We start from the raw sequence: 20053 nt of genomic DNA on the forward strand, positions 1-20053 counted from the left end.
TAAGAAATTTGTAAATAAACAACACTAATTACAATAAGGAAAGCTATATGAAAATCGGAATTTTGACTTATCATCATACCCTCAACTATGGTGCAACACTTCAAGCCTATGCTTTATATAAAACGCTTGGGCAGCAAGGACATGATGTTGAGATGATTGATTACCGTCCGCGTGTAGCAATTAAATTTTATTCCAAACAATTTTACCCCATTTGGCGTTCAAAATATAGATTTTCCTTCAATCCCTACTTTATAGGTAATCTAATCAAGTTTTGGAAAATGAGAAAATTTTTATCTTCCAAAATGACACTAAGTAGTAATAGATTTTCTTCCAGAAAGGAACTAAAAACATTTAATCATCAGTATGACGCTGTTATATGTGGAAGTGATGAATTATGGAATATCAACTCCTTTCGTGGCTTCGATCCCTCATTTTTTCTAGATTTTGTTACTAATCAAAATACTTTAAAATTGAGCTACGCAGCAAGTTTTGGTAATACTGAATCATTAATGGAACTAAAAAATGATATCTATAAATTGATTAATGATTTTGATGTAATTTCAGTTCGGGATTCAAATAGCTTGCGTCTAGTTTCAGAATGCGATCGCCAAGCTCTAAAAGTTCTCGATCCAACGTTTCTTGCTAAATATAATGATATTATAGTAACTCCAAGTATCAAGCAAAAGTACTTACTTATTTACGGTACCGAACTTTCAGTTAAGCAAGAAAATTTTGTTAAATCAGTAGCTACTGTTAAAAATTTAATACCTATCTCTATTGGTTATTACAACAAAGTAGCGCACTACAATTTCATAGGAGTTAGTCCAGAAGAATGGCTGGGTTATTTTGCGCAAGCAGAATATGTTGTCACAAGCTTTTATCATGGAACTATATTTTCTCTAATATTTAGAAAACCTTTTACTGTATTCGCCAAAACATATAAAGCACATAAAGTTCAAGATTTGCTAAGTAATCTGGGTTTAGAAAAACGAATTTTTACAGATTCAGAAAATGCAGAGTTTAGAAAAGAAGATTTATTTTCTAATATTTACTCAGATACATTTAACGATAAACTACAAAAAGCCATAGCAGTATCCAAAAATTATTTATTTCAAGCTCTAAGTAATCAATCTTCTCTATCTGTATAAGCTGGAAAATTATAAAAAGTTTAACACTAACTAAGTTGTCTAATCTAAGAGAAGATATCAAAACCCAGAACTCAGAAATAGAGGTAATTACAGTAGATTTAGTGTGTATCTGGTAAATTCATGTTTACACAAATGCAAAATCCTTTAGTCTCTGTCATAATTCCAGTTTTTAATGATTCTCAGCGACTAAAACTTTGTTTAGACGCTTTAGAAAAGCAAACATATCCAAAGCATTGCTATGAAATTATCGTTGTCGATAATGCCTCCGAAGAAAATACTGAGGATATAGTTAGTCAGTTCAGCCAAGTTATTCTCGCATATGAAAGTAATCCTGGTTCATATGCTGCCAGAAATAAAGGTATATCTCTTGCTAATGGTGAAATTATCGCCTTTACAGATTCAGACTGCATTCCAGCCCAAGATTGGATTGACAAAGGAGTGACACGACTACTTGAAGCACCAGACTGTGGATTAGTCGGTGGGAAAATACAGCTTTTTTTTAGAAATCCAGATAAATTAACACTCGTAGAACTGTATGAAAGTGTAGTTGCTTTTCCACAAAAGCAGTATGTTCAAGAAATTAGGTTTGCAGCTACAGCAAATCTCTTTACTTTTAAGAGCGTACTGGAAAAAGTAGGCTATTTTGATAGCAATCTTAAATCTAGAGGAGATTTGGAGTGGGGGCAACGGGTTTTTCGTGCAGGTTATAAACAAATTTATGCAGATGATGTTTGTGTTCTGCACCCTGCTAGATATACATTCTCTCAATTACATCAGAAAATTCAAAGAGTAGCTGGTGGAATTTATGATTTAAAGACAGAAAAGAGTGTGTTAAAAAATTTTAAAGAAGTTTATAGGGATTTAAGACCACCTATAGAATTCATTTTTAAATATCTACCAGATATTAAACTTAATGGAATCAATAAAAAAGTTCAATTTCTCTATGTTGTTTTATTTATTCATTATGTTAAAGCTTGGGAAAATATGCAGCTGAGGTTAGGTGCTAATTCTAAAAGATAAGGATAAGTTTTTTGAAAATTTGAAGTAATTTTGCTTATGAATACTCCTATAGCTTTTATCATTTTCAAGCGGCCACATACTACTGAGAAAGTATTTGAAATAATTCGCCAAGCAAAACCACCAAAGCTTTTTGTGATTGCAGATGGGCCACGTAGCGATCGCCCTGATGAAGCTGAAAAGTGCGAAGCTACTCGTGCAATTATTGAGAAAGTTGATTGGGATTGTCAAGTATTAAAGAATTACTCTTCTATAAACTTAGGATGTGCAAAACGTGTATCTAGCGGACTAGATTGGGTTTTTAACAACGTTGAAGAAGCAATTATTTTAGAAGATGATTGTATTCCCCATCCTAGCTTTTTTCCATTCTGTGAAGAATTACTAGAAAAATATAGACATGATACTAGAATTGGCTCAATAACTGGACAGAATGTGCAATTTGGGCGTGAACGAACTAATTATAGTTACTACTTTTCACGCTATAATCACTGCTGGGGTTGGGCAACATGGAAAAGAGCTTGGCAGTACTTTGATTTTCAAATGCAACTATGGTCTGAGGTAAAAGAGAAAAATCTTCTAGAAGATATCTTACAAAGTACTGAAGCAGTTAACTATTGGCATAACATTTTACAATCTACATATGAAGGAAAAATAGATAGTTGGGCATTAAGGTGGACACTCGCTTGCTGGTTGCAAAGTAGTCTTTGCATAATTTCTAATCTTAATTTAGTTTCAAATGTTGGTTTTGATCAAGAAGGAACTCATACTTTAAGCAAAAAAAGTAAGTTTGCCAACATACCAGCAGAGGAAATGAGTTTTCCTCTCAAACATCCTCCTTTCTTACTCCAGAATCGCCAAGCAGATATTTTTACACAACGTACTTTGTACAGTAAACCTCTAATCGTATCTTTAAAAAAGAAAGTTAAGCAGATGATAAATGTAGGCTAATTATGAATGTTCTACATATTAATATATCTGACATTAATGGTGGTGCAGCTCGTGCTACCTACCGCTTGCACAAAGGTTTAGAAAACATTGGTGTAAAATCACAGTTACTGGTGCAGGAAAAATACAGCGATGACAAAATGGTAATTGCGCCAACAATTAAATTATCTCAAGGCATAGCGCGAGCAAAACAGTCAATAGATGCTTTACCACTCAAGTTTTATCACAAACGAATTGGAAGTACTTTTTCTCCTCAATGGCTACCGGATAAAGTAGTTTCTAATGTTACTCAAATTGCTCCGAATGTTATCAATATGCACTGGACTAATGGAGCGTTTATGCAGATTGAGACAGTTACTAAGCTGAAGCGCCCTTTGGTTTGGACACTTCATGATATGTGGGCGTTTACCGGAGGTTGTCACTACAGTGGAGAATGCGATCGCTACACTTTATCCTGCGGTGCCTGTCCTCAACTTGGCAGTAATAAAAATTGGGATTTGTCTCATTGGATATGGCAGCGCAAAGCCAAAGCATGGAAGAATGTCAATTTCACCATAGTTGCCCTCAGTTCCTGGATGGCTCAATCTATTAGCTCTAGCCCTCTATTCAAGGAATCACGAATCGAGCTAATTCCCAATGGACTTGATACAGAAAAATACAAACCAATTAATAAACAATTAGCACGAGAATTACTTCACTTACCTCAAGATAAGCAACTCATTCTATTTGGAGCATTAAAAGCCACTAGTGACAAAAGAAAAGGATTTCATCTGTTGCAAACAGCACTACAAGAATTGAGTAAAACGGAGTGGCGAGAGCATCTAGAATTAGTTGTTTTTGGGGCTTCTCAACCTACAAATCCCGTTGATTTTGGTTTTAGAACTCATTATCTAGGGCATTTACACGACGATATTTCATTAGCACTTGTCTATTCAGCAGCAGATGTCATGGTTATTCCCTCAATTCAAGAATCTTTTGGGCAAACTGCTTCTGAATCTCTGGCTTGTGGTAAACCAGTCGTTGCCTTCAATACAACTGGATTAAAAGATATTGTTGAACATCAACAAAATGGCTACCTAGCCCAACCTTTTAAAATTGAAGATTTAGCTCAAGGAATAACCTGGGTGCTTGAAAATCAAGAGCGGTATCAAAAGTTGTCACATCGTGCCCGTGAAAAAGTAGAACAAGAATTCACTACAGAAATACAAGCTAATCGTTACTTATCTCTTTATACCGATGTTCTAAAAAAAGTTACTCGCTAAAAATATCAACCAAAAGCTAGAGTAAAACATGAACAATAAATCATTTCAGCGTTTGGTAACTTATTTAGAAATATGGCTCACTGGCTTACTACTTTTTTATTTCGTTAGTCCTCGTTTTTTTCCTGAATTAATAGCCAAATTTTTTGATGTTTTCAGCTATGCAATAGTTGCATTTCTGATTGTTTTACGCTGGAAAAAATTTGTTTATGTAGCAACCAGAGATATACCTCTATTATTATTATTCGGTATGGTTGCAATCTCAGGTTTATGGTCGGCTTTTCCAGAATTAACCTCAATCACGTTTAAAGCCATGTTACGCACAATCTTGTTTGGAATGTACTTGGCAACACGCTACAACATTAAGGAGCAGATAAGGTTATTGACTTGGGTATTTGGTATCACAACTCTTTGCAGTTTGATATTTTCTCTAGCTCTCCCTAGTTACGGAATATACAGTAATGGTGCATGGAGAGGTATATTCCCTTATAAAAACCATTTAGCCGTTCATATGGTTTTGTCAGCTATGCTTTTTATGTTCGCTGGCTTTAATAAGAGCAAGTTACGCTGGATAGCTTGGATTGGGCTTGCTATTGCAACAGCTCTTGTTTTTCTAAGCTTAAGTAAAGGGGGTTATGTAATATTTGTTACTGCACTTTATTTACTCCCTCTCCATAAATTTGTAAAGCAGCAGTATAAGTCACGGGCAATTCTTCTTTTCAGCGCACTTGCAATCAGCACGATCATATCATTACTAATCTTAACCAATGAGAAAACTATATTAGTTAATGTTTTGGGTAAAGATACTGAATTGAACGGAAGAACACCAATATGGATGTTATGCATTGAGCAGGCTTTAAAGCGACCTTGGCTTGGTTATGGCATTTCAGGATTTTGGGGTTCTAATCAGTCTATTGTTATCCAACGTACCACATGGGCAGGAAATCATTTATCAATCCATGAGTTTCAGAAATTCAACTCTCACAATGGCTATATAGAGATATTTCTGCAATTAGGCTTTTTAGGTTTGTCCATATATTTATTAAACTTTTTCAACACCTTATTTAGGGTAATTTATATATGGATGGCAACAGCCACATTAGAAAGTTTTTGGATGTTTCAAACTTTAATAATAATGCTTTTATATAATTTTAGTGATAGTGGTGGAATTCTTTCAAGAGGCACAATATGGATAATGTATGTATCGATATCTCTGTCATCTGCTGTGTGGCTAAAGAGAATTAAAAACAACCATCAATTACAGATGAATTCTTCTCAGAATTTAGCTAATTCTTCATTATAGAATACTTAATAGAAATGCAAAAAACAAACTTTAGTAAAAATAGCTTACTAGAAGTCGAGCAGTCAATAAAACTTCCAATTATTTCTATTGTTGTGCCAAATTACAATGGAGGTGCAACTATCGGCGCAACTCTACAAAGCCTGATCGAGCAAAATTATCCAAAACTTGAAATTATCGTGGTTGATGGTGGCTCGACAGATAACAGCGTTGAAGTAATAAAGCAATTTGAGCCATATATTAATTGGTGGGTTAGCGAAAAAGACAATGGTCAGTCTAACGCAATTAACAAAGGTTTTGCTAAGTGTTCTGGAGAAGTTGTTAATTGGCTATGTAGTGATGATTTGCTTGTACCTGGAGCTTTACACACAGTTGGAAAATACTTTGCAGAGTCATCTAATATTGATGTTTTAGTTGGCTGTGGCAAAATTGCGTTTACAACTGAAAATCATGCTCTACCAAATGAGAAAATTAACTTTTGGCTGACTTTGTTTGGACGACTTTTGAGGTTAGGGAAAAGAACCATAATTCAAAATACACAGAATAAACAGACATATATTAAAGCTCCTACATTCAAACAAATTGTTTTGATGTCTGCTTGCAATCCAATTGCCCAACCAAGCTGCTTTTATCGACGCAGTTTGCTCAATAGACTTAAACCCATAGACGAAAGTTATCAATATGCAATGGATACTGAACTTTGGAACTATTTTCTATCACAAGGAGTCCGCTGGAAATGCATTGACGATGTGCTGAGTGTATCTATCCAAGATGGTCAAAATAAAACTAGTACAGGCGGCTACAAAGTTACCCTTGAATTGGAGCGTATCTATAAAACTTACACGCAAGAGTGGATACCTTTAACCTTTTGGCACAGAAGATTACGTTACCCTCTAGAACAATTTCTGGCTCGTCATCCAAGTAAAGTATGGTTATACGTTATTGGCCCGATATGGATTGTAATGACATTTCTGCTAGCTCCATTTTATGGACTTGATAAAGTCTGGGCTATGAGATGGAAGCGTTGGGTTTAATCATATGCATTAATTCAGACAATAAGCATCTTTTTGAGCAGAAAAAAATGAAGCAGTTATTTATCGCATGGGTTCCTTTTCAACGTCGTTCCATTTCGATGAGGAATTACTTTGATTATGAACTGAGATTTTTATCATTTGCTTTCAAAAACCGCTTTTTTAGACCACTTGAGTATATATTCAAGGCATGGAAAACACTACTGTTATTTTTGCTCCAGCAGCCTCAAACAATCTGGATTCAATTACCTCCTACTCTCCTACTTCATATAGCTCACTTGTATAAGATTTTATTTAATCGCAAAGTTAGAATTATTGCAGACTGTCATAATGCTACTTTTCGCTGTCCTTGGATTAATATTCCTGGAACAGTAACTCTTCTTAATAAATGTAACTTGGTAATTATACATAATGACTCTCTCCAAGAATTAGCTGTAGCAAATGGTATCAATTACAAACATTTATATGTTTTGGAAGATCCACCAGCATTAGTGGAAAATGGGAGCATACAAAATCAAGAATTATTTCCCCATCCTTGGGTTTTATGTCCCTGCTCTTTTAACGCCGACGAACCTATTGAAGCGATTTTGGGTGCAGCTCGTTTCGCCCCAGATATTACTTTTGTTTTAACTGGAAAAGCAACTAGAGCAAAAGGTATTCACGACTTGAATAACATACCCCCCAATGTAAAATTACCTGGCTTCCTCCCAAAATCAGAATTCGATAAATTGTTGTGTGATGCAGATATAGTTTTGGGTTTAACAAAATTAGATGGTATTCAGCTTAGTGTTGCTAATGAAGCTGTAGGAGCTGGAAAGCCAATGGTTATTGCTAATACTAATCTCCTCAAAAAACTTTTTTATAAAGGAGCCATTTATGTAGATGCTTTTAGCTCAAAATCGATTGCTCAAGGTTGTAGAGAAGCCTTAATCAGAAAAGATGAATTAACAAAAGAAGTTCATGAATTAATGTCGGAACGAAACGAGAAGTGGTTGCTTCAAGCAGCCAAGCTAGAATATAGTTTCTCCTCAAACACTTTACTTATTTAATTCGAGACAATCAATAATCTGTCCCAGTAATTCAGCACCAAGCCCAAACGACTGGAAGTCGTGACTATATAAACTTAAGTCCGCCTGCGCGGACTAAATAAAATCAAGGTTTTTGCAGCCTAGTAAGCAGGGTTTGCTTGTGTCGCCGTGATTTTAATTATTAGGTGCAAGTTGTCAGTATACCTAATTGAATTGAGAACTTAGATTGCTATGACTTCTCTAAATAGAGTGGATAAGGTACTAATCGTTGTTGAAAATCTTCCCGTTCCTTTTGACCGACGGGTATGGATGGAAGCCACTACTCTACAAAAAGCAGGATACCAAGTCTCTACTATTTCTCCTAAAGGAAATGGCTTTGAAAAGGATTACGAAGAAATCGAAGGAATTCATATCTATCGCCATCCTCTTCCCCCAGAAGAGAGTTCTGTAAAAGGGTATCTTCGAGAATATAGTTGGGCTGTTTCTTGGCAGTTTCGCCTAGCGCAACGAGTCTGGCAAGAACAGGGCTTTGATGTGATTCATATTTGCAATCCTCCAGACTTACTCTTTTTGGTCGCAGGATGGTACAAAATTTTTCATGGTGTAAAAGTCATCTTCGATCACCACGATCTCAGCCCGGAAATGTATATAGCAAAATACAATCGCCGAGATGTTTTCTACTACGGTCTACGCTTGGCTGAACGTTTGACTTATGCCACGGCAGATTTAGCGATCGCAACGAACGAGTCACACCGAAAGATAGCTTTGACTAGGGGAGGTAAAAACCCAAAGCAAGTTTTTGTAGTTAGAAGTGCGCCTGACCTTTCACGCTTTCACTTCATATCTCCAAACCCTAGCTACCGCCAAGGTAAAAAATACTTGGTTGGTTATATGGGAGTGATGGGGGAACCAGAGGGAATTGACTATCTGTTGAGAATGGTACGTTATCTAGTCACAGAAAAGAAACGCAAAGATATTCACTTCATGCTAATTGGGAGCGGGCCTGCTGCTGAAAAGCTCAAAGCCCTATCTAAGAAGTTAGAAGTGACTGAGTTTGTAGAATTTACAGGATTTAAAACCGGGAAGGAACTGTTAGAACGGTTATCTAGCTGCGATGTTTGTGTGGAACCATCTCCAAAATCTGCTTATAACGAAAACTGCACTATGAACAAAATCCTAGAGTATATGGCACTAGGAAAACCTATTGTTCAATTTGATCTGCGAGAGGGAAGACGTTCTGCAGAGGGAGCATCTTTGTATGCCAAACCCAATGATGAGATAGAGTTCGCCCATAAAATCATTGAACTTCTTGATTCTCCTCAACTGAGAGAAAAAATGGGGACTGAAGGACGACACAGGATGGAAGACATACTTGAATGGCGACATCAAGCTCCTACATTGTTGGAGGCTTATGCTGAAGTTCTGCAATTTTTGTAGGTTTTAGCAAAGAATATTTTTGACTAATGAGGTAATTTAATCGAGGTTAAAACGGCATATGCTCAGTCAAGTTATAGAAAAAATTTACGACCATCGTAGATCTGATTCATTAGCAAACGATTTAAGGAGAAAGCGTTTTGCTTTGTTCAACTCTCTAATTAAATCAACAAGAACTCCTTTAAAAATTCTCGATGTTGGAGGTAGACCTAGCTTTTGGGAAAATACAGGACTTTTGAATCAAGAGGGTTTAGAGTTAGAAATTACTCTACTAAATATAGAGCAAATCAATCATCCAAAGTTTAAATGTGTTGTGGGTGATGCCCGAAATATGTATCAGTTTAAAGATTTAGAATTTGACATAGTTTTTTCTAATTCTGTAATTGAGCATGTCGGAGACTATAACGATCAGCTTCAGATGGCTAATGAAGTAAAGCGAGTAGGTAAAAAATACTTTATTCAAACACCGAATCTTTACTTTCCCATTGAGCCTCATTTTGTTTTTCCATTCTTTCAATTTCTTCCTGTAGTACTTAGAGTATGGTTATTAACTCACTTTAATTTAGGTTGGAGGAAAAAGACTCCTGACAAGCAAAAAGCTCTAAGTTCAGTGACTTCAATTAAATTATTGAGTAAGCAAAAATTGATGAGTCTCTTTCCTGAAGGAAACCTTTACCAAGAAAAATTTTGGTACTTTACTAAATCTTTTATAGTTTACGGTGGTTGGTAAATCTTACTGTTGTCAGTTCGCTCTCCACATTTTTTTTAATCAACTTAAGTCAAATAGAAAATAAGTTCTGAGGTATAAAATTAGATATGTTAATTTATTAACCTATGAAAATTCTATTTTTAACAACTATTATTCTTAGCAAACACTGTAATGGTGGTGAAATTGCTTCCCAGTGTTTTATTGATGCCCTCAAGAGTCTAGGTCATCAGGTTACAGTTGTTGGTTATCTTCGTAAAGGCGATAAATTTGAACACAATCCCCAAGAAACATTTATAGTTGATGAACGATATACAGAAACAAAAAAGTCAAAGTTTTACGCTTTGCTTTGGTTGGCTCTTAGCTTTTGGAAAGGTTTGCCATATTCATCAGCTAAATATTATTCTCACGCATATATTAATTTAGTTAATAAACTTCTCTTGAATGAAAATTATGACAGCATAATTATTGAACACGCTCAGATTGGTTGGATTGAGGCTTATATCCAAGATAAAAGTCAAATTATTCTTCTAACACAGAATGTTGAACATGAGATGTATGAAGAGCAATTTCAAAGAGTTAGTAACTTGATATCAAAATTGCTTTACAAGCGAGAAGCTAGATTAATAAAATTACAAGAAGCAAGATTAACAAGTCTATGCCAGCAAATTTGGACTTTAACAGACCATGATAATAAATCTTTTTCTCGCCTTGGTAATGTAAATAGAATTATGACGTTTGGGATAGCGCCTAGTTTCAGAAAATTACGAGATAAAACGGTTGAGAAGCGCTTTGATATTGGTATCTTAGGTAGTTGGACATGGAAGCCCAATATAGAAGGGCTTAAATGGTTTATCAAAAATGTTTATCCTGTTTTACCAGTTAACTTTTCAATTTATATAGCTGGTAAAGATGCTGATTGGCTCAATGGTAAATATCCAAATATTCATTATTGTGGAGTTGTACCTGATGCTCAAGAGTTCATGGCTCAAGCAAAGGTAGTTGCTATTCCGACATTGAGTGGAGGCGGCATACAAATCAAAACTTTGGATGCGATCGCTTCTGGTTCTCTAATAGTCGCAACTCCAATTGCTTTACGAGGAATTACTCATCCACCATCAACGGTTAAAGTTGCTGAAACGCCACAGGAGTTTGCCAATCTGATAATTTCAGCAGTAAATTCAAAATTCATGTCAACAACTTGCGATGAAGCTATAAATTGGTACAGTGGCAGGCATGAAAAATTCCTCAATGATGTTGCTATTGCAATTTCAAGTACGTAGTTGTGTGACTGGACTAATTTAGTGCATAAATATAAATCTTATGGTGTGAATAACTAACTTGTCCGCACCGGAAGAACTGGAGGCTCCGAACAAAAATATGAAAATCTCTATTATTACTCCTGTATATAATGCAGTTAGTTCAATTGAAAAAACTATACTCAGCGTTATTCAACAAGAAATAAAGTCAGAGTTAGAATATATCATTATTGATGGAGGCTCTAATGATGGAACTTTAGAGATAATTCAACGTTATGCAGATAATATTAATATTTTGATTTCTGAGAAAGATAATGGTATTTATGATGCTATGAATAAAGGTATATCTTGTGCCAGTGGAGATATTATTGGTATTATTAATGCTGATGATTGGTATAATGACAAAGCTTTACAAAATATAGAAAATATTTTTCTGCAAGAACCAAAAATTGATATTATTTATTCTCCTTTGCATAACTATTACAATGGAGAATATTTAAATACTTTTATTCCAGGTGTTTTAAATAATTTAATATTCAAATTTACTCTAAATCATCCTAGTTGCTTTGTGAGAAAGACGGTTTATGAAAAAATAGGATTATTTGATTTAAGCTATTCTATAGCAGCTGACTATGACTTCATTTTTCGAGCTTATATACACGGGTTTGATTTCCATTATGTTGAAACACCTCTAGCTTCTTATTCACTCAACGGTTTTACTGGAGAACCCTGGAATAAATTCAAAGAAATTAGTGAAAGTTGGAGAGTAGGCTCTGGCTTTGCGAAGCAAACGGCAAAAGATTTAATTATTAAACGGCAACGATTTTACTTAGTTTGGATTGCAAAAGAATTATTAACCTTTTTACCTAAGCAATTTATTAAACCACCAATAGCTAGAAGAATAAAAGATAAATTTAGAAAAGCGATCGCAGGATTGCCATCCGATCAGTTTGGTGTATGGTAAAAATTTATTAAAAATACTAAGTAGTTCAACAAAAATAAAGTAAAAACATAGATCCCCAGCTTCTTAAAGAAGTCGGGGATCTAACAAAATCCAACATGAAGGCATAAATAGCAGTCACTCAGTAAAAGAGTATATAGTAGTGACTAATTAAAAAATTATGAGTTTAATAAGTAGTAAACAAGAATTTGACGAAGTTGCATTATTGGGGATTAGATTTCACAAGCTAAAAGTCTATCAACTCATAGACTATATTATCAAGGCGGCAAAATTAAAAAAAAAACTGTTGTGGGCAACGTGAATATTCGAGCCATGAATTTTGCATATGAATTGCCTTGGTATAGAAAATTTATTAATGAATCAGATTTAGTATTTTGTGATGGTTTTGGTGTTTTATGGGGAGCAAAACTTTGTGGATATTGTATTAAATCAGACAACCGCATGACTTGTCCAGATTATATCGAAAATTTGGCACTAGCTTGTGAACAGGAAAATATATCCTTGTTTCTTCTTGCGGGTAAGCCAGGTACAGTAGACAAAGCGATCGCCAAACTCAAAGCGATCGCACCAAATTTAAAAGTTAAAGGACATCACGGTTATTTTGAAAAAATCGGTGACGAGAATGAGGCGATTATTAATGAAATTAATAAATTTCGACCAGATATTTTGTATGTTGGTTTTGGTATGCCATTGCAAGAACGTTGGATTCTTGACAATTTAACTCGAATAAATGCAAAAGTTTTTTTGCCTCTAGGAGCCTGTCTTGATTATTATACAGATGCTGTATACAGAGGCCCGCGTTGGATGACTGATCGCGGTTTTGAGTGGTTAACTAGATTAGTTATAGAACCCCAACGTTTATGGCAGCGCTATCTTATTGGTAATCCGTTGTTTTTCTATCGTGTCTTTCGAGCATTGATAGCAAGTTCTTGGAAAAATTACTCCAAAATGTCAAAGTTTTGGAGAACTTAGAATGTCTGTAATTAATATTAAAACCAATAATTGTTTTTTTGTAATACAACTGATTTGGCTATGCAGTTTTGCTAAGTGAAGTACTGATTGAAAATGTTTAATCACCCAATAATCGCTAGGCGGCACGCTATCAAACTGGGTTTAGCTGGTTTGCTAGGCATGACAACTGTGACAACAACAGAAGCAATCAATCGAGGCAGGCAAACTCCAGTACGCTATCATCCGAAAAGAGACTTTACAGTAGTTGGGCAAGCTTCTTTAAAAGAGCGTGCTGCTGCTAAAGGGTTAATTTTTGGAGCCGCAGCTGATAAGCACATACTCTTAAACACCCTATTTGCAAATACTTTTACTAAAGACTGCGGGATGTTGGTGGCAGAAAACGATCTGAAGTGGCGTACTATTCGCTCCAATCCCCATACCTTTGACTTTAGCAAAGGTGATTGGTTAGTAAAGTTTGCTCGCACTCACGGTATGTTATTTCGGGGAACTCCTTTAGTGTGGGAGTTGGGATTGCCTAAATGGTTTAAGAAAAAGGTTAATCATAAAAATGCAGAGCGATTTTTAGTAGAACATATTACGAAAGTTGCCAAGCATTACGCTGGAGTTGTTCATTCCTGGGATGTTGTCAATGAAGCAATCGCTGTTTCACGCAGCAAGCGCTCAGATGGTTTAAGTCGCTCACCTTGGTTGGAATTTCTTGGTGAGGATTATATTGAGCTTGCTTTTCGCACGGCGGCAAAAGCAGATCCGAAGGCAATGCTCGTGTATAACGATCGCTGGCTAGACTATGATACTCCTGTTGGTAATGCTCAAAGAGCAGCTGTATTAAAGTTGCTAGAACGTTTAAAGTCGAACAAAACTCCCATACACGCTCTTGGTATTCAAGCTCATTTAAAAGCCAGAGAAACTCGTTTCAATGCTGAGAAAATGAGAGGTTTTCTCAAAGATGTTGCTAGTCTTGGCTTAAAAATTCTAATTACCGAATTGGATGTACAAGATGAAGGATTACCTGCCGATGTTATGGAGAGCGATCGCATTGTCGCCGCTGCTTATGAAGACTATCTTTCAGTGGTATTGGATGAAAAAGCAGTAATTGCAGTATTAACTTGGGGATTAAGCGATCGCTACACTTGGCTTTCAAGAAATAGTAGACGTCCTTTACTATATGACTCATATTTTCAACGCAAGCTAGCATGGAATGCCATGGCGAGAGCTTTTGAGCAAGCCCCTAAACGCTAAATGTAGTTAGGTTGCTATTTGAGTCATGAGAACTTACTTTAAAAGTCATTGATGTTTAAATTGGGAGCAGATCTCAATTACCGTAAGGTGGGCACTTTCCACAACGTAAAAATAAGAATTTGAGGAATACTACGCAGTGCCCACCCTACAAACAAGATATGAAGAAACGCACCCGTTGACGTTTTTAATTCCTATCAATAAGTTTACTTTATATTTTATTAATAAATAAATTTTAATTCCTTTAAAAAATGAGTTTAGAAGAGGGAATTATTTGTCATTTTTTTTAAGCAAGTATTCACTCTAATCTCATGTGAATTAATCTACATAAACATGAATATCAGGAGCATCGAAGATTATGACTGTTAAATCTATGCCCGTTGTCAGTTTAAAACCGGATTTAAGATCCGCCCAGGGTACAAGAGTCCAAAAAGGAATAATTATCAGATTTTTCAGGGTAATATCACTTGTCTTCTTAGATATTACTTGTCTGGTTTTAGCATGGAATCTAGCTATTTTCTATGGTGAAGACTTAGATGATCCTTGGGCGAAAAAAGAATCGTTATTAGTACTAACTATTGTTTTACAAATAGGAATCATCGCTGTTAAAGGTTTATATAAAGGAGGAATTAATCGGCGTAATTATTCAAGTTTATTCAAAGCAATATCAACCTCGCAAATTTTTCTATTACTCATTGCTTTCCTTTACGAATCAAATTACTACATTTCTCGTTCAAGTTTTATAATTTTTTGGTTTTTGTCTGTCATCTTTTTATGTGTACAACGCTATATATTTGACGTTGTCACTAAGCATTTGCGTAGAAAAGGAGTAATGCGTCATTCCGTATTTTTGATTACTGATTCAGCAGAAAAGGAGAACCACATTAAAATTATAGAACAAGAGAATTGCTACACTGTACAAGGAATTGCCGATTCTAGTTGTCTAGATTTACGTAACCGAGATAAGACTTTTGAATATCTTCGCCGACAGGGTATTGTAGAGGCGTTTGTTTCTTGGAACGCAATCAAAAATCGTCTTTATCTTTGCTGGCATTTCTATACAGCTGGTATTACCTTGCGCATACTGCCAACAAAAAGTGAACATTGCCATCCAAAATCCACACTGTTGGTAATTGGTGGAGTTCCTTGTATGACAATTTCAGCACCATTTATTATTGGTACTGATTTTTTGGTAAAACGGTGTTTTGACCTTTGTTGTTCTATTGTTTTGCTATTACTACTATCTCCAATTTATTTATTAATTGCTCTATTAATCAAGCTCGATTCTCCTGGCCCGATTTTCTTTAGACAAGAAAGAATTGGTTTACATGGTAGAAAGTTTAAGATTTGGAAATTTCGTACTATGGTTGCAAATGCAGAGAAATTGCAAGCATCTTTAGAAGCAAAGAATGAAATTAAGGATGGTGTTCTATTTAAGATGAAAGATGACCCTCGTGTCACTCAAATTGGCAAATTTTTGCGCCTTTACAGTTTAGATGAATTACCACAATTATTTAACGTTTTTCTAGGGGAAATGAGTCTTGTTGGCCCGCGCCCTCTTCCTCGCCGAGATGTAGAAAAGTTTACTAGCCATCACTTTGTCAGACAAGAAGTTCTTCCGGGAATCACTGGTTTATGGCAAGTTTCTGGACGTTCTAATATTGATAATTTTGAAGATGCTGTCAAACTAGATATTACCTATATTGAGAATTGGTCACTCTGGCTCGATCTAACAATTTTGCTGAAAACCGTGAAGGTTGTTGTGCAAAAAACAGGTGCCTACTAAGTAGGGTGGTACAAATAAAGTTAACTGGTTAAGGTTATTATTGGTCATTAGTCAATTAATTAACTGCTTTTTTGACGCAAGTAGAGAATTAAAATCCCCGCCAGCTTGTAGGTGGGGATTATTTCAGCTATTATCTTTGTTAAAATAGTTGCTCTTCTTCATAAAAGAAAAGTTCTGCTAAAAGCGCTAAACCAATAATCCAAAGAAAGCAAAAAAGTGATAACCAGAGTATTCCCATCATTGCGCTCACCTCTCACAAAATCTTTAGTTGACTTTGCCCGATCGCCTCAGAAAAATTAGTCTTATAGCCAATAGCGCACTTCATCTCAAAAGAGACTAGCTCTCTTGTGTATTTCAATTATTCGTTTATACCCAGTTGTACTTGTAATCCGTCATTGCCGTTAATAGATTGAGCGGGTTGAAGAATCACTGGTGAAGTATTTGTCGGTGATAATGGTTCATCAACCCTTTGCAATTGAACTTTATCGCTGATTTGCCATACACCTAAGTAGGGATCTACTACATCACCTGTATTTTCTCTAACATTGCTACCAGTTTGGTTGATAACATTTTTTTCTTGAAGAAAAAAATTTACAAAGTCTTCGTTGGCTGTTCTATTATTGATTCCGGTTAGGGAATCACCAGATAAAGTATATTGTCTTGTATTGGAGATTGGAACTGACGGTGACTGAGCTTGAACCCTACTACTTAAGCCAGAAATAGCCGCCACTATAACCAAAGCAGCAAAAGTTTTGGCGTTCATTTTGATTATCCAAACTCTATATATATTTATAATGCAGTTGTATTTACTACGGTTAGATTTTCAACTTCTCTTTAGCTTAATTTTAATACAGTTCTATCTGAAAAAAGTCTTTTTACATACGTATCTTAATTAAGTATTGATTCTCTGACTAAAAACAATCAGTTGTTAGGTCATGCAATTTACACATTGTGTCATTTGTAAAACGAAGGAGAAAGGACAAATGACTAATGATGTTCATAAATTAGACTAAGTTGTAGTTAGAAAAGAAATGCCATACTGAGCAAAAAATATTGCAGGCAAGCATCTGAGTAACCTATTAATTTAGGTGCCTTACGGCTAAATCTCACCCTCCTAAACTCTTGAATTCTTGCATAGCCGTAACATACCCTATTGCCTACTGATGACTCTCGGCTATTAGCCAAACTGCTCAGAATGACATGACTAGTCTCATACACGAGAAAATATCTTCTCAAACTGCCCAGATTTTTACTAGGGTGCTTGATTCTGCGGAGCTTCTGGAGTAGTTTGAGTGTCGGGAGTTGTTTGCCCAGGTACTGCTGGAGTGGTTTGAGTGTCGGGAGTAGTCTGAGTGTCTGGAGTTGTTTGCCCAGGTACTGCTGGGGTGGTTTGAGTGTCGGGAGTAGTCTGAGTGTCTGGAGTTGTTTGCCCAGGTACTGCTGGAGTAGTCTGAGTGTCTGGAGTTGTTTGCCCAGGTACTGTTTGAGTTGGCTGCTGTTCTAATCGAGAGGCGATCGTTTGGCGCAACTGTGGAGGAAGTAGTACGCGATTGACTGCGTGGATTACTCCATTACTAGCCTCTATATTCGGTTCGACGACACTGGCGTCATTTATAATTACTCGTTGAGGAGTAACACGAACTGCTAAACCACCACCAAGGGTTTTTACAGTTCCAGTTTTTAACTGGTCAGAAGTCACTTCACGGGGTACAACATGATAGGTGAGGACTTGGCGTAACAGATCCTTATTTTCTGGCTGGAGTAGAAATTCCACTGCACCTGTAGGTAAAGAGGCACTAAAGGCTTGATCTGTAGGTGCAAAAAGAGTGTATTCTCCACTAGATAGCTTTTCTGCTAGTCCTGCTTCTTGTACAGCTTGTGTTAGGGTGCTAAAGGAACCGCTTGATTGTGCAACTTCTACCAAGTTACCTGTGGTAGCAGCACCAGGAGTAGGTGTAGCTTCTGGGGTTGGGGTAGTAGCTGGTGTGGTTGCAGGTTCTGTTGGAGATTCTGTTGTATTGTCGGGCGTTTGGTTAGATTGAGCTATGACTGGAGTGCCAACTAAGGCACTTACACCAACAATGCTAGCAATCACAGCCACTTTTCTAGTTATCTTATTAAGGTAGTTAGTGTTCATGACAAAATGTTTGCGGGCAAATTTTGATTTATTTTTTAGCTTATTTAAGTTTTGTAAAATTTCCCTCTTATCTAAGAGGTAGATATTTGGACATATAAAAAAGTTATTGTCTTGCCAAGATAATCTAGCCAATGCAATTTGATACTCAGTTATTACCCCGAAATCATGGCAAACCATTACGGGATAATGGTCAACAATATTACATGGATGACAAAGGAAATCGCTTTCCTAGCGTTACCACAATACTTAACGCCACTAAACCACAAGTAGATCGTGACAGATTATCAAATTGGAAAGCGCGTATTGGTACCGAAGAAGCTACTCGTATTTCCACAACTGCTAGTCGTCGGGGAACACAAACTCACAAGCAAATTGAACGCTACTTACTTGGTGAAAATCCTATTTGTTCTGAAGCTAGTCATCCTTATTGGGAGAGTATCAAACCTGTTTTAGAAAAAATAGATGCTGTTAGACTTGTTGAGGGTTCTGTTTTTCACTATGATTTGAGCTATTCGGGAAAAGTTGATTGTGTCGCTAGTTACAAAGGTGTTCCCTGTATTTGCGAGTGGAAAACAGCAGATAAACCTAAGGGTGCAGTAGAGCGTTTATATGAATATCCACTGCAATTAACTGCCTACTTGGGCGCAGTGAATGAATATTATCGAGATTATGGTATTGATTTGAATCATGCCTTATTAGTTATCGCAATACCAGAAATAGAGGCAGAGGTATTTTGGTTTGAACCACAAACTATGAATTCTTTTTGGCAGAAGTGGGAACAAAGAGTTGCTGAGTATTGGCAAAGAAGACAGTATCGGGGTTGGTAATAAAAAATCAAAAATTTCAATCGTAAGGTGGGCACTGTTCCAAATCTAAAAATAAGGTTTTGAGGAAAGTTAGGCAGTGCTCACGCTACAAAAATTGCAAATCGCTGTTACTAAGTATGAAGCTCTAACCCAAGATAAACTAGCGCCACGATGAAAAGAATGTAATTTAATTTTGTAATATTTTAAGAGTATTTGTCTGAAAAACAGCCTGAAACAAAGCGTTGACAGATGTTTAAATTTGAATTTCAAGAGTTTTTCTCGTCCTTTTTCAGCTTTCTCAAAAAACTGCTCTTTACTCACTGGAGTTCTCTACTACTCTTATTAATTGGAGTGTATTTACCTTTGCAAATCTTTAGGCTACTAGCATTAGAACTCCGGGAAAATGAAGGCGGTTTCCCTTTTGATTTACCAATTTTGGTAGCTATTCATACAACATCGCAACCATATCTTGATGCGATCGCGCTCAGGCTAACTAAGCTGGGATCAGTTTGGACTGTATCACCGATTGTCGCGACCATCGCACTAATATTATTATTTTTGAAACGATGGCGATCGCTCGTTTATCTACTCACTACTACAATTGGCAGCGCTATCATCAATCTTACTGCTAAAGAAATTATGCATAGAGTGCGCCCTCAACTTTGGAACTCACCAGCCCCAGAGTTAGATTATGCATTTCCCAGCGGTCATGCAATGACGAGTATGACATTAGTAGCAGTTTTGGTAATTTTAACTTGGGGAAGCGTATCGAGTTGGATAATTCTTTTCTTGGGAAGCTTGTTCGTGTTAGCTATTGCTTGGACACGCCTATACTTAGGAGTTCACTTTCCTAGCGATATTGTTGCGGGCTGGATGGTTTCAATTGCTTGGGCAATCGGAGTTAGTTTAATTATCAAACCTAATTTGACTAAAATACTTCCCGTGACAGAAACTGCACCCGTGGAAGAGACTTCCCTACTTCCTGAAGAAACACAGTTAGTAGGTGAAGATTAAAAGGGAACAGGGTT

At 36.3% G+C, this 20053-nt stretch carries 18 protein-coding genes; 16 read left to right on the plus strand and 2 right to left on the minus strand.

Annotated elements, in window-relative coordinates; genetic code table 11:
- Positions 1-47: 47 nt before the first annotated feature.
- The 14 genes from UYC_RS0120030 (at position 48) to UYC_RS0120100 (ending at position 16082) form a co-directional block, all read left to right on the plus strand.
- Positions 48-1148, plus strand: coding sequence for a polysaccharide pyruvyl transferase family protein (locus tag UYC_RS0120030; RefSeq protein ID WP_016875531.1), 1101 nt, complete (start codon positions 48-50; stop codon positions 1146-1148).
- A gap of 120 nt (positions 1149-1268) precedes the next feature.
- Positions 1269-2168 carry a glycosyltransferase family 2 protein gene (locus UYC_RS0120035; RefSeq protein ID WP_016875530.1) on the plus strand — a complete coding sequence of 300 codons (900 nt, stop codon included), beginning with the start codon at positions 1269-1271 and terminating at the stop codon, positions 2166-2168.
- 36 nt (positions 2169-2204) lie between these two features.
- On the plus strand, positions 2205-3113 hold the full coding sequence (locus UYC_RS0120040) for a hypothetical protein (RefSeq protein ID WP_016875529.1): 909 nt from the start codon (positions 2205-2207) through the stop codon (positions 3111-3113).
- A gap of 2 nt (positions 3114-3115) precedes the next feature.
- Positions 3116-4372, plus strand: a complete 1257-nt coding sequence (locus tag UYC_RS0120045; protein WP_016875528.1) for a glycosyltransferase family 4 protein — start codon at positions 3116-3118, stop codon at positions 4370-4372.
- A 28-nt stretch (positions 4373-4400) separates the two neighbouring features.
- Positions 4401-5672, plus strand: a complete 1272-nt coding sequence (locus UYC_RS0120050) for an O-antigen ligase family protein (RefSeq protein ID WP_016875527.1) — start codon at positions 4401-4403, stop codon at positions 5670-5672.
- A 14-nt stretch (positions 5673-5686) separates the two neighbouring features.
- Positions 5687-6703 (plus strand): glycosyltransferase family 2 protein, encoded by a 1017-nt coding sequence (locus tag UYC_RS0120055; RefSeq protein ID WP_016875526.1) that lies wholly within the window; start codon positions 5687-5689, stop codon positions 6701-6703.
- Positions 6704-6750: 47 nt separating this feature from the next.
- Complete coding sequence (locus UYC_RS0120060) at positions 6751-7749, plus strand: glycosyltransferase family protein (RefSeq protein ID WP_016875525.1); 999 nt, start codon at positions 6751-6753, stop codon at positions 7747-7749.
- Between the two features lie 210 nt (positions 7750-7959).
- The gene (locus UYC_RS0120065) at positions 7960-9165 is read left to right on the plus strand and encodes a glycosyltransferase family 4 protein (protein WP_016875524.1); all 1206 of its coding nucleotides are present in this window, start codon (positions 7960-7962) and stop codon (positions 9163-9165) included.
- 58 nt (positions 9166-9223) lie between these two features.
- A complete protein-coding gene (locus tag UYC_RS0120070) occupies positions 9224-9892 on the plus strand; it encodes a class I SAM-dependent methyltransferase (protein ID WP_016875523.1) in 669 nt (222 codons plus the stop codon).
- A gap of 104 nt (positions 9893-9996) precedes the next feature.
- Positions 9997-11151 carry a glycosyltransferase gene (locus tag UYC_RS0120075; RefSeq protein ID WP_016875522.1) on the plus strand — a complete coding sequence of 385 codons (1155 nt, stop codon included), beginning with the start codon at positions 9997-9999 and terminating at the stop codon, positions 11149-11151.
- Positions 11152-11248: 97 nt separating this feature from the next.
- Positions 11249-12091 carry a glycosyltransferase family 2 protein gene (locus tag UYC_RS0120080; protein WP_016875521.1) on the plus strand — a complete coding sequence of 281 codons (843 nt, stop codon included), beginning with the start codon at positions 11249-11251 and terminating at the stop codon, positions 12089-12091.
- A gap of 309 nt (positions 12092-12400) precedes the next feature.
- The gene (locus tag UYC_RS0120090; RefSeq protein ID WP_235082974.1) at positions 12401-13060 is read left to right on the plus strand and encodes a WecB/TagA/CpsF family glycosyltransferase; all 660 of its coding nucleotides are present in this window, start codon (positions 12401-12403) and stop codon (positions 13058-13060) included.
- 93 nt (positions 13061-13153) lie between these two features.
- On the plus strand, positions 13154-14299 hold the full coding sequence (locus tag UYC_RS0120095) for an endo-1,4-beta-xylanase (RefSeq protein ID WP_016875518.1): 1146 nt from the start codon (positions 13154-13156) through the stop codon (positions 14297-14299).
- A 355-nt stretch (positions 14300-14654) separates the two neighbouring features.
- The gene (locus UYC_RS0120100; protein ID WP_016875517.1) at positions 14655-16082 is read left to right on the plus strand and encodes a sugar transferase; all 1428 of its coding nucleotides are present in this window, start codon (positions 14655-14657) and stop codon (positions 16080-16082) included.
- A 358-nt stretch (positions 16083-16440) separates the two neighbouring features.
- On the opposite strand, the gene UYC_RS0120110 is transcribed toward UYC_RS0120100, so the two are convergent.
- Positions 16441-16845 (minus strand): hypothetical protein, encoded by a 405-nt coding sequence (locus UYC_RS0120110; RefSeq protein ID WP_016875515.1) that lies wholly within the window; start codon positions 16843-16845, stop codon positions 16441-16443.
- A 489-nt stretch (positions 16846-17334) separates the two neighbouring features.
- Positions 17335-18219, minus strand: a complete 885-nt coding sequence (locus UYC_RS0120115) for a fasciclin domain-containing protein (protein ID WP_235082973.1) — start codon at positions 18217-18219, stop codon at positions 17335-17337.
- A gap of 131 nt (positions 18220-18350) precedes the next feature.
- On the opposite strand from UYC_RS0120115, the gene UYC_RS0120120 reads away from it, so the two are divergent.
- Entirely contained in the window at positions 18351-19046 is a 696-nt protein-coding gene (locus UYC_RS0120120) for a PD-(D/E)XK nuclease family protein (RefSeq protein WP_016875513.1), read from the plus strand.
- A 228-nt stretch (positions 19047-19274) separates the two neighbouring features.
- Positions 19275-20039 (plus strand): phosphatase PAP2 family protein, encoded by a 765-nt coding sequence (locus tag UYC_RS0120125; RefSeq protein WP_016875512.1) that lies wholly within the window; start codon positions 19275-19277, stop codon positions 20037-20039.
- The last annotated feature ends 14 nt before the right edge of the window (positions 20040-20053 follow it).

It is taken from the genome of Chlorogloeopsis fritschii PCC 6912 (genome assembly GCF_000317285.1).
GTDB classification, from domain to species: Bacteria; Cyanobacteriota; Cyanobacteriia; order Cyanobacteriales; family Nostocaceae; genus Chlorogloeopsis; species Chlorogloeopsis fritschii.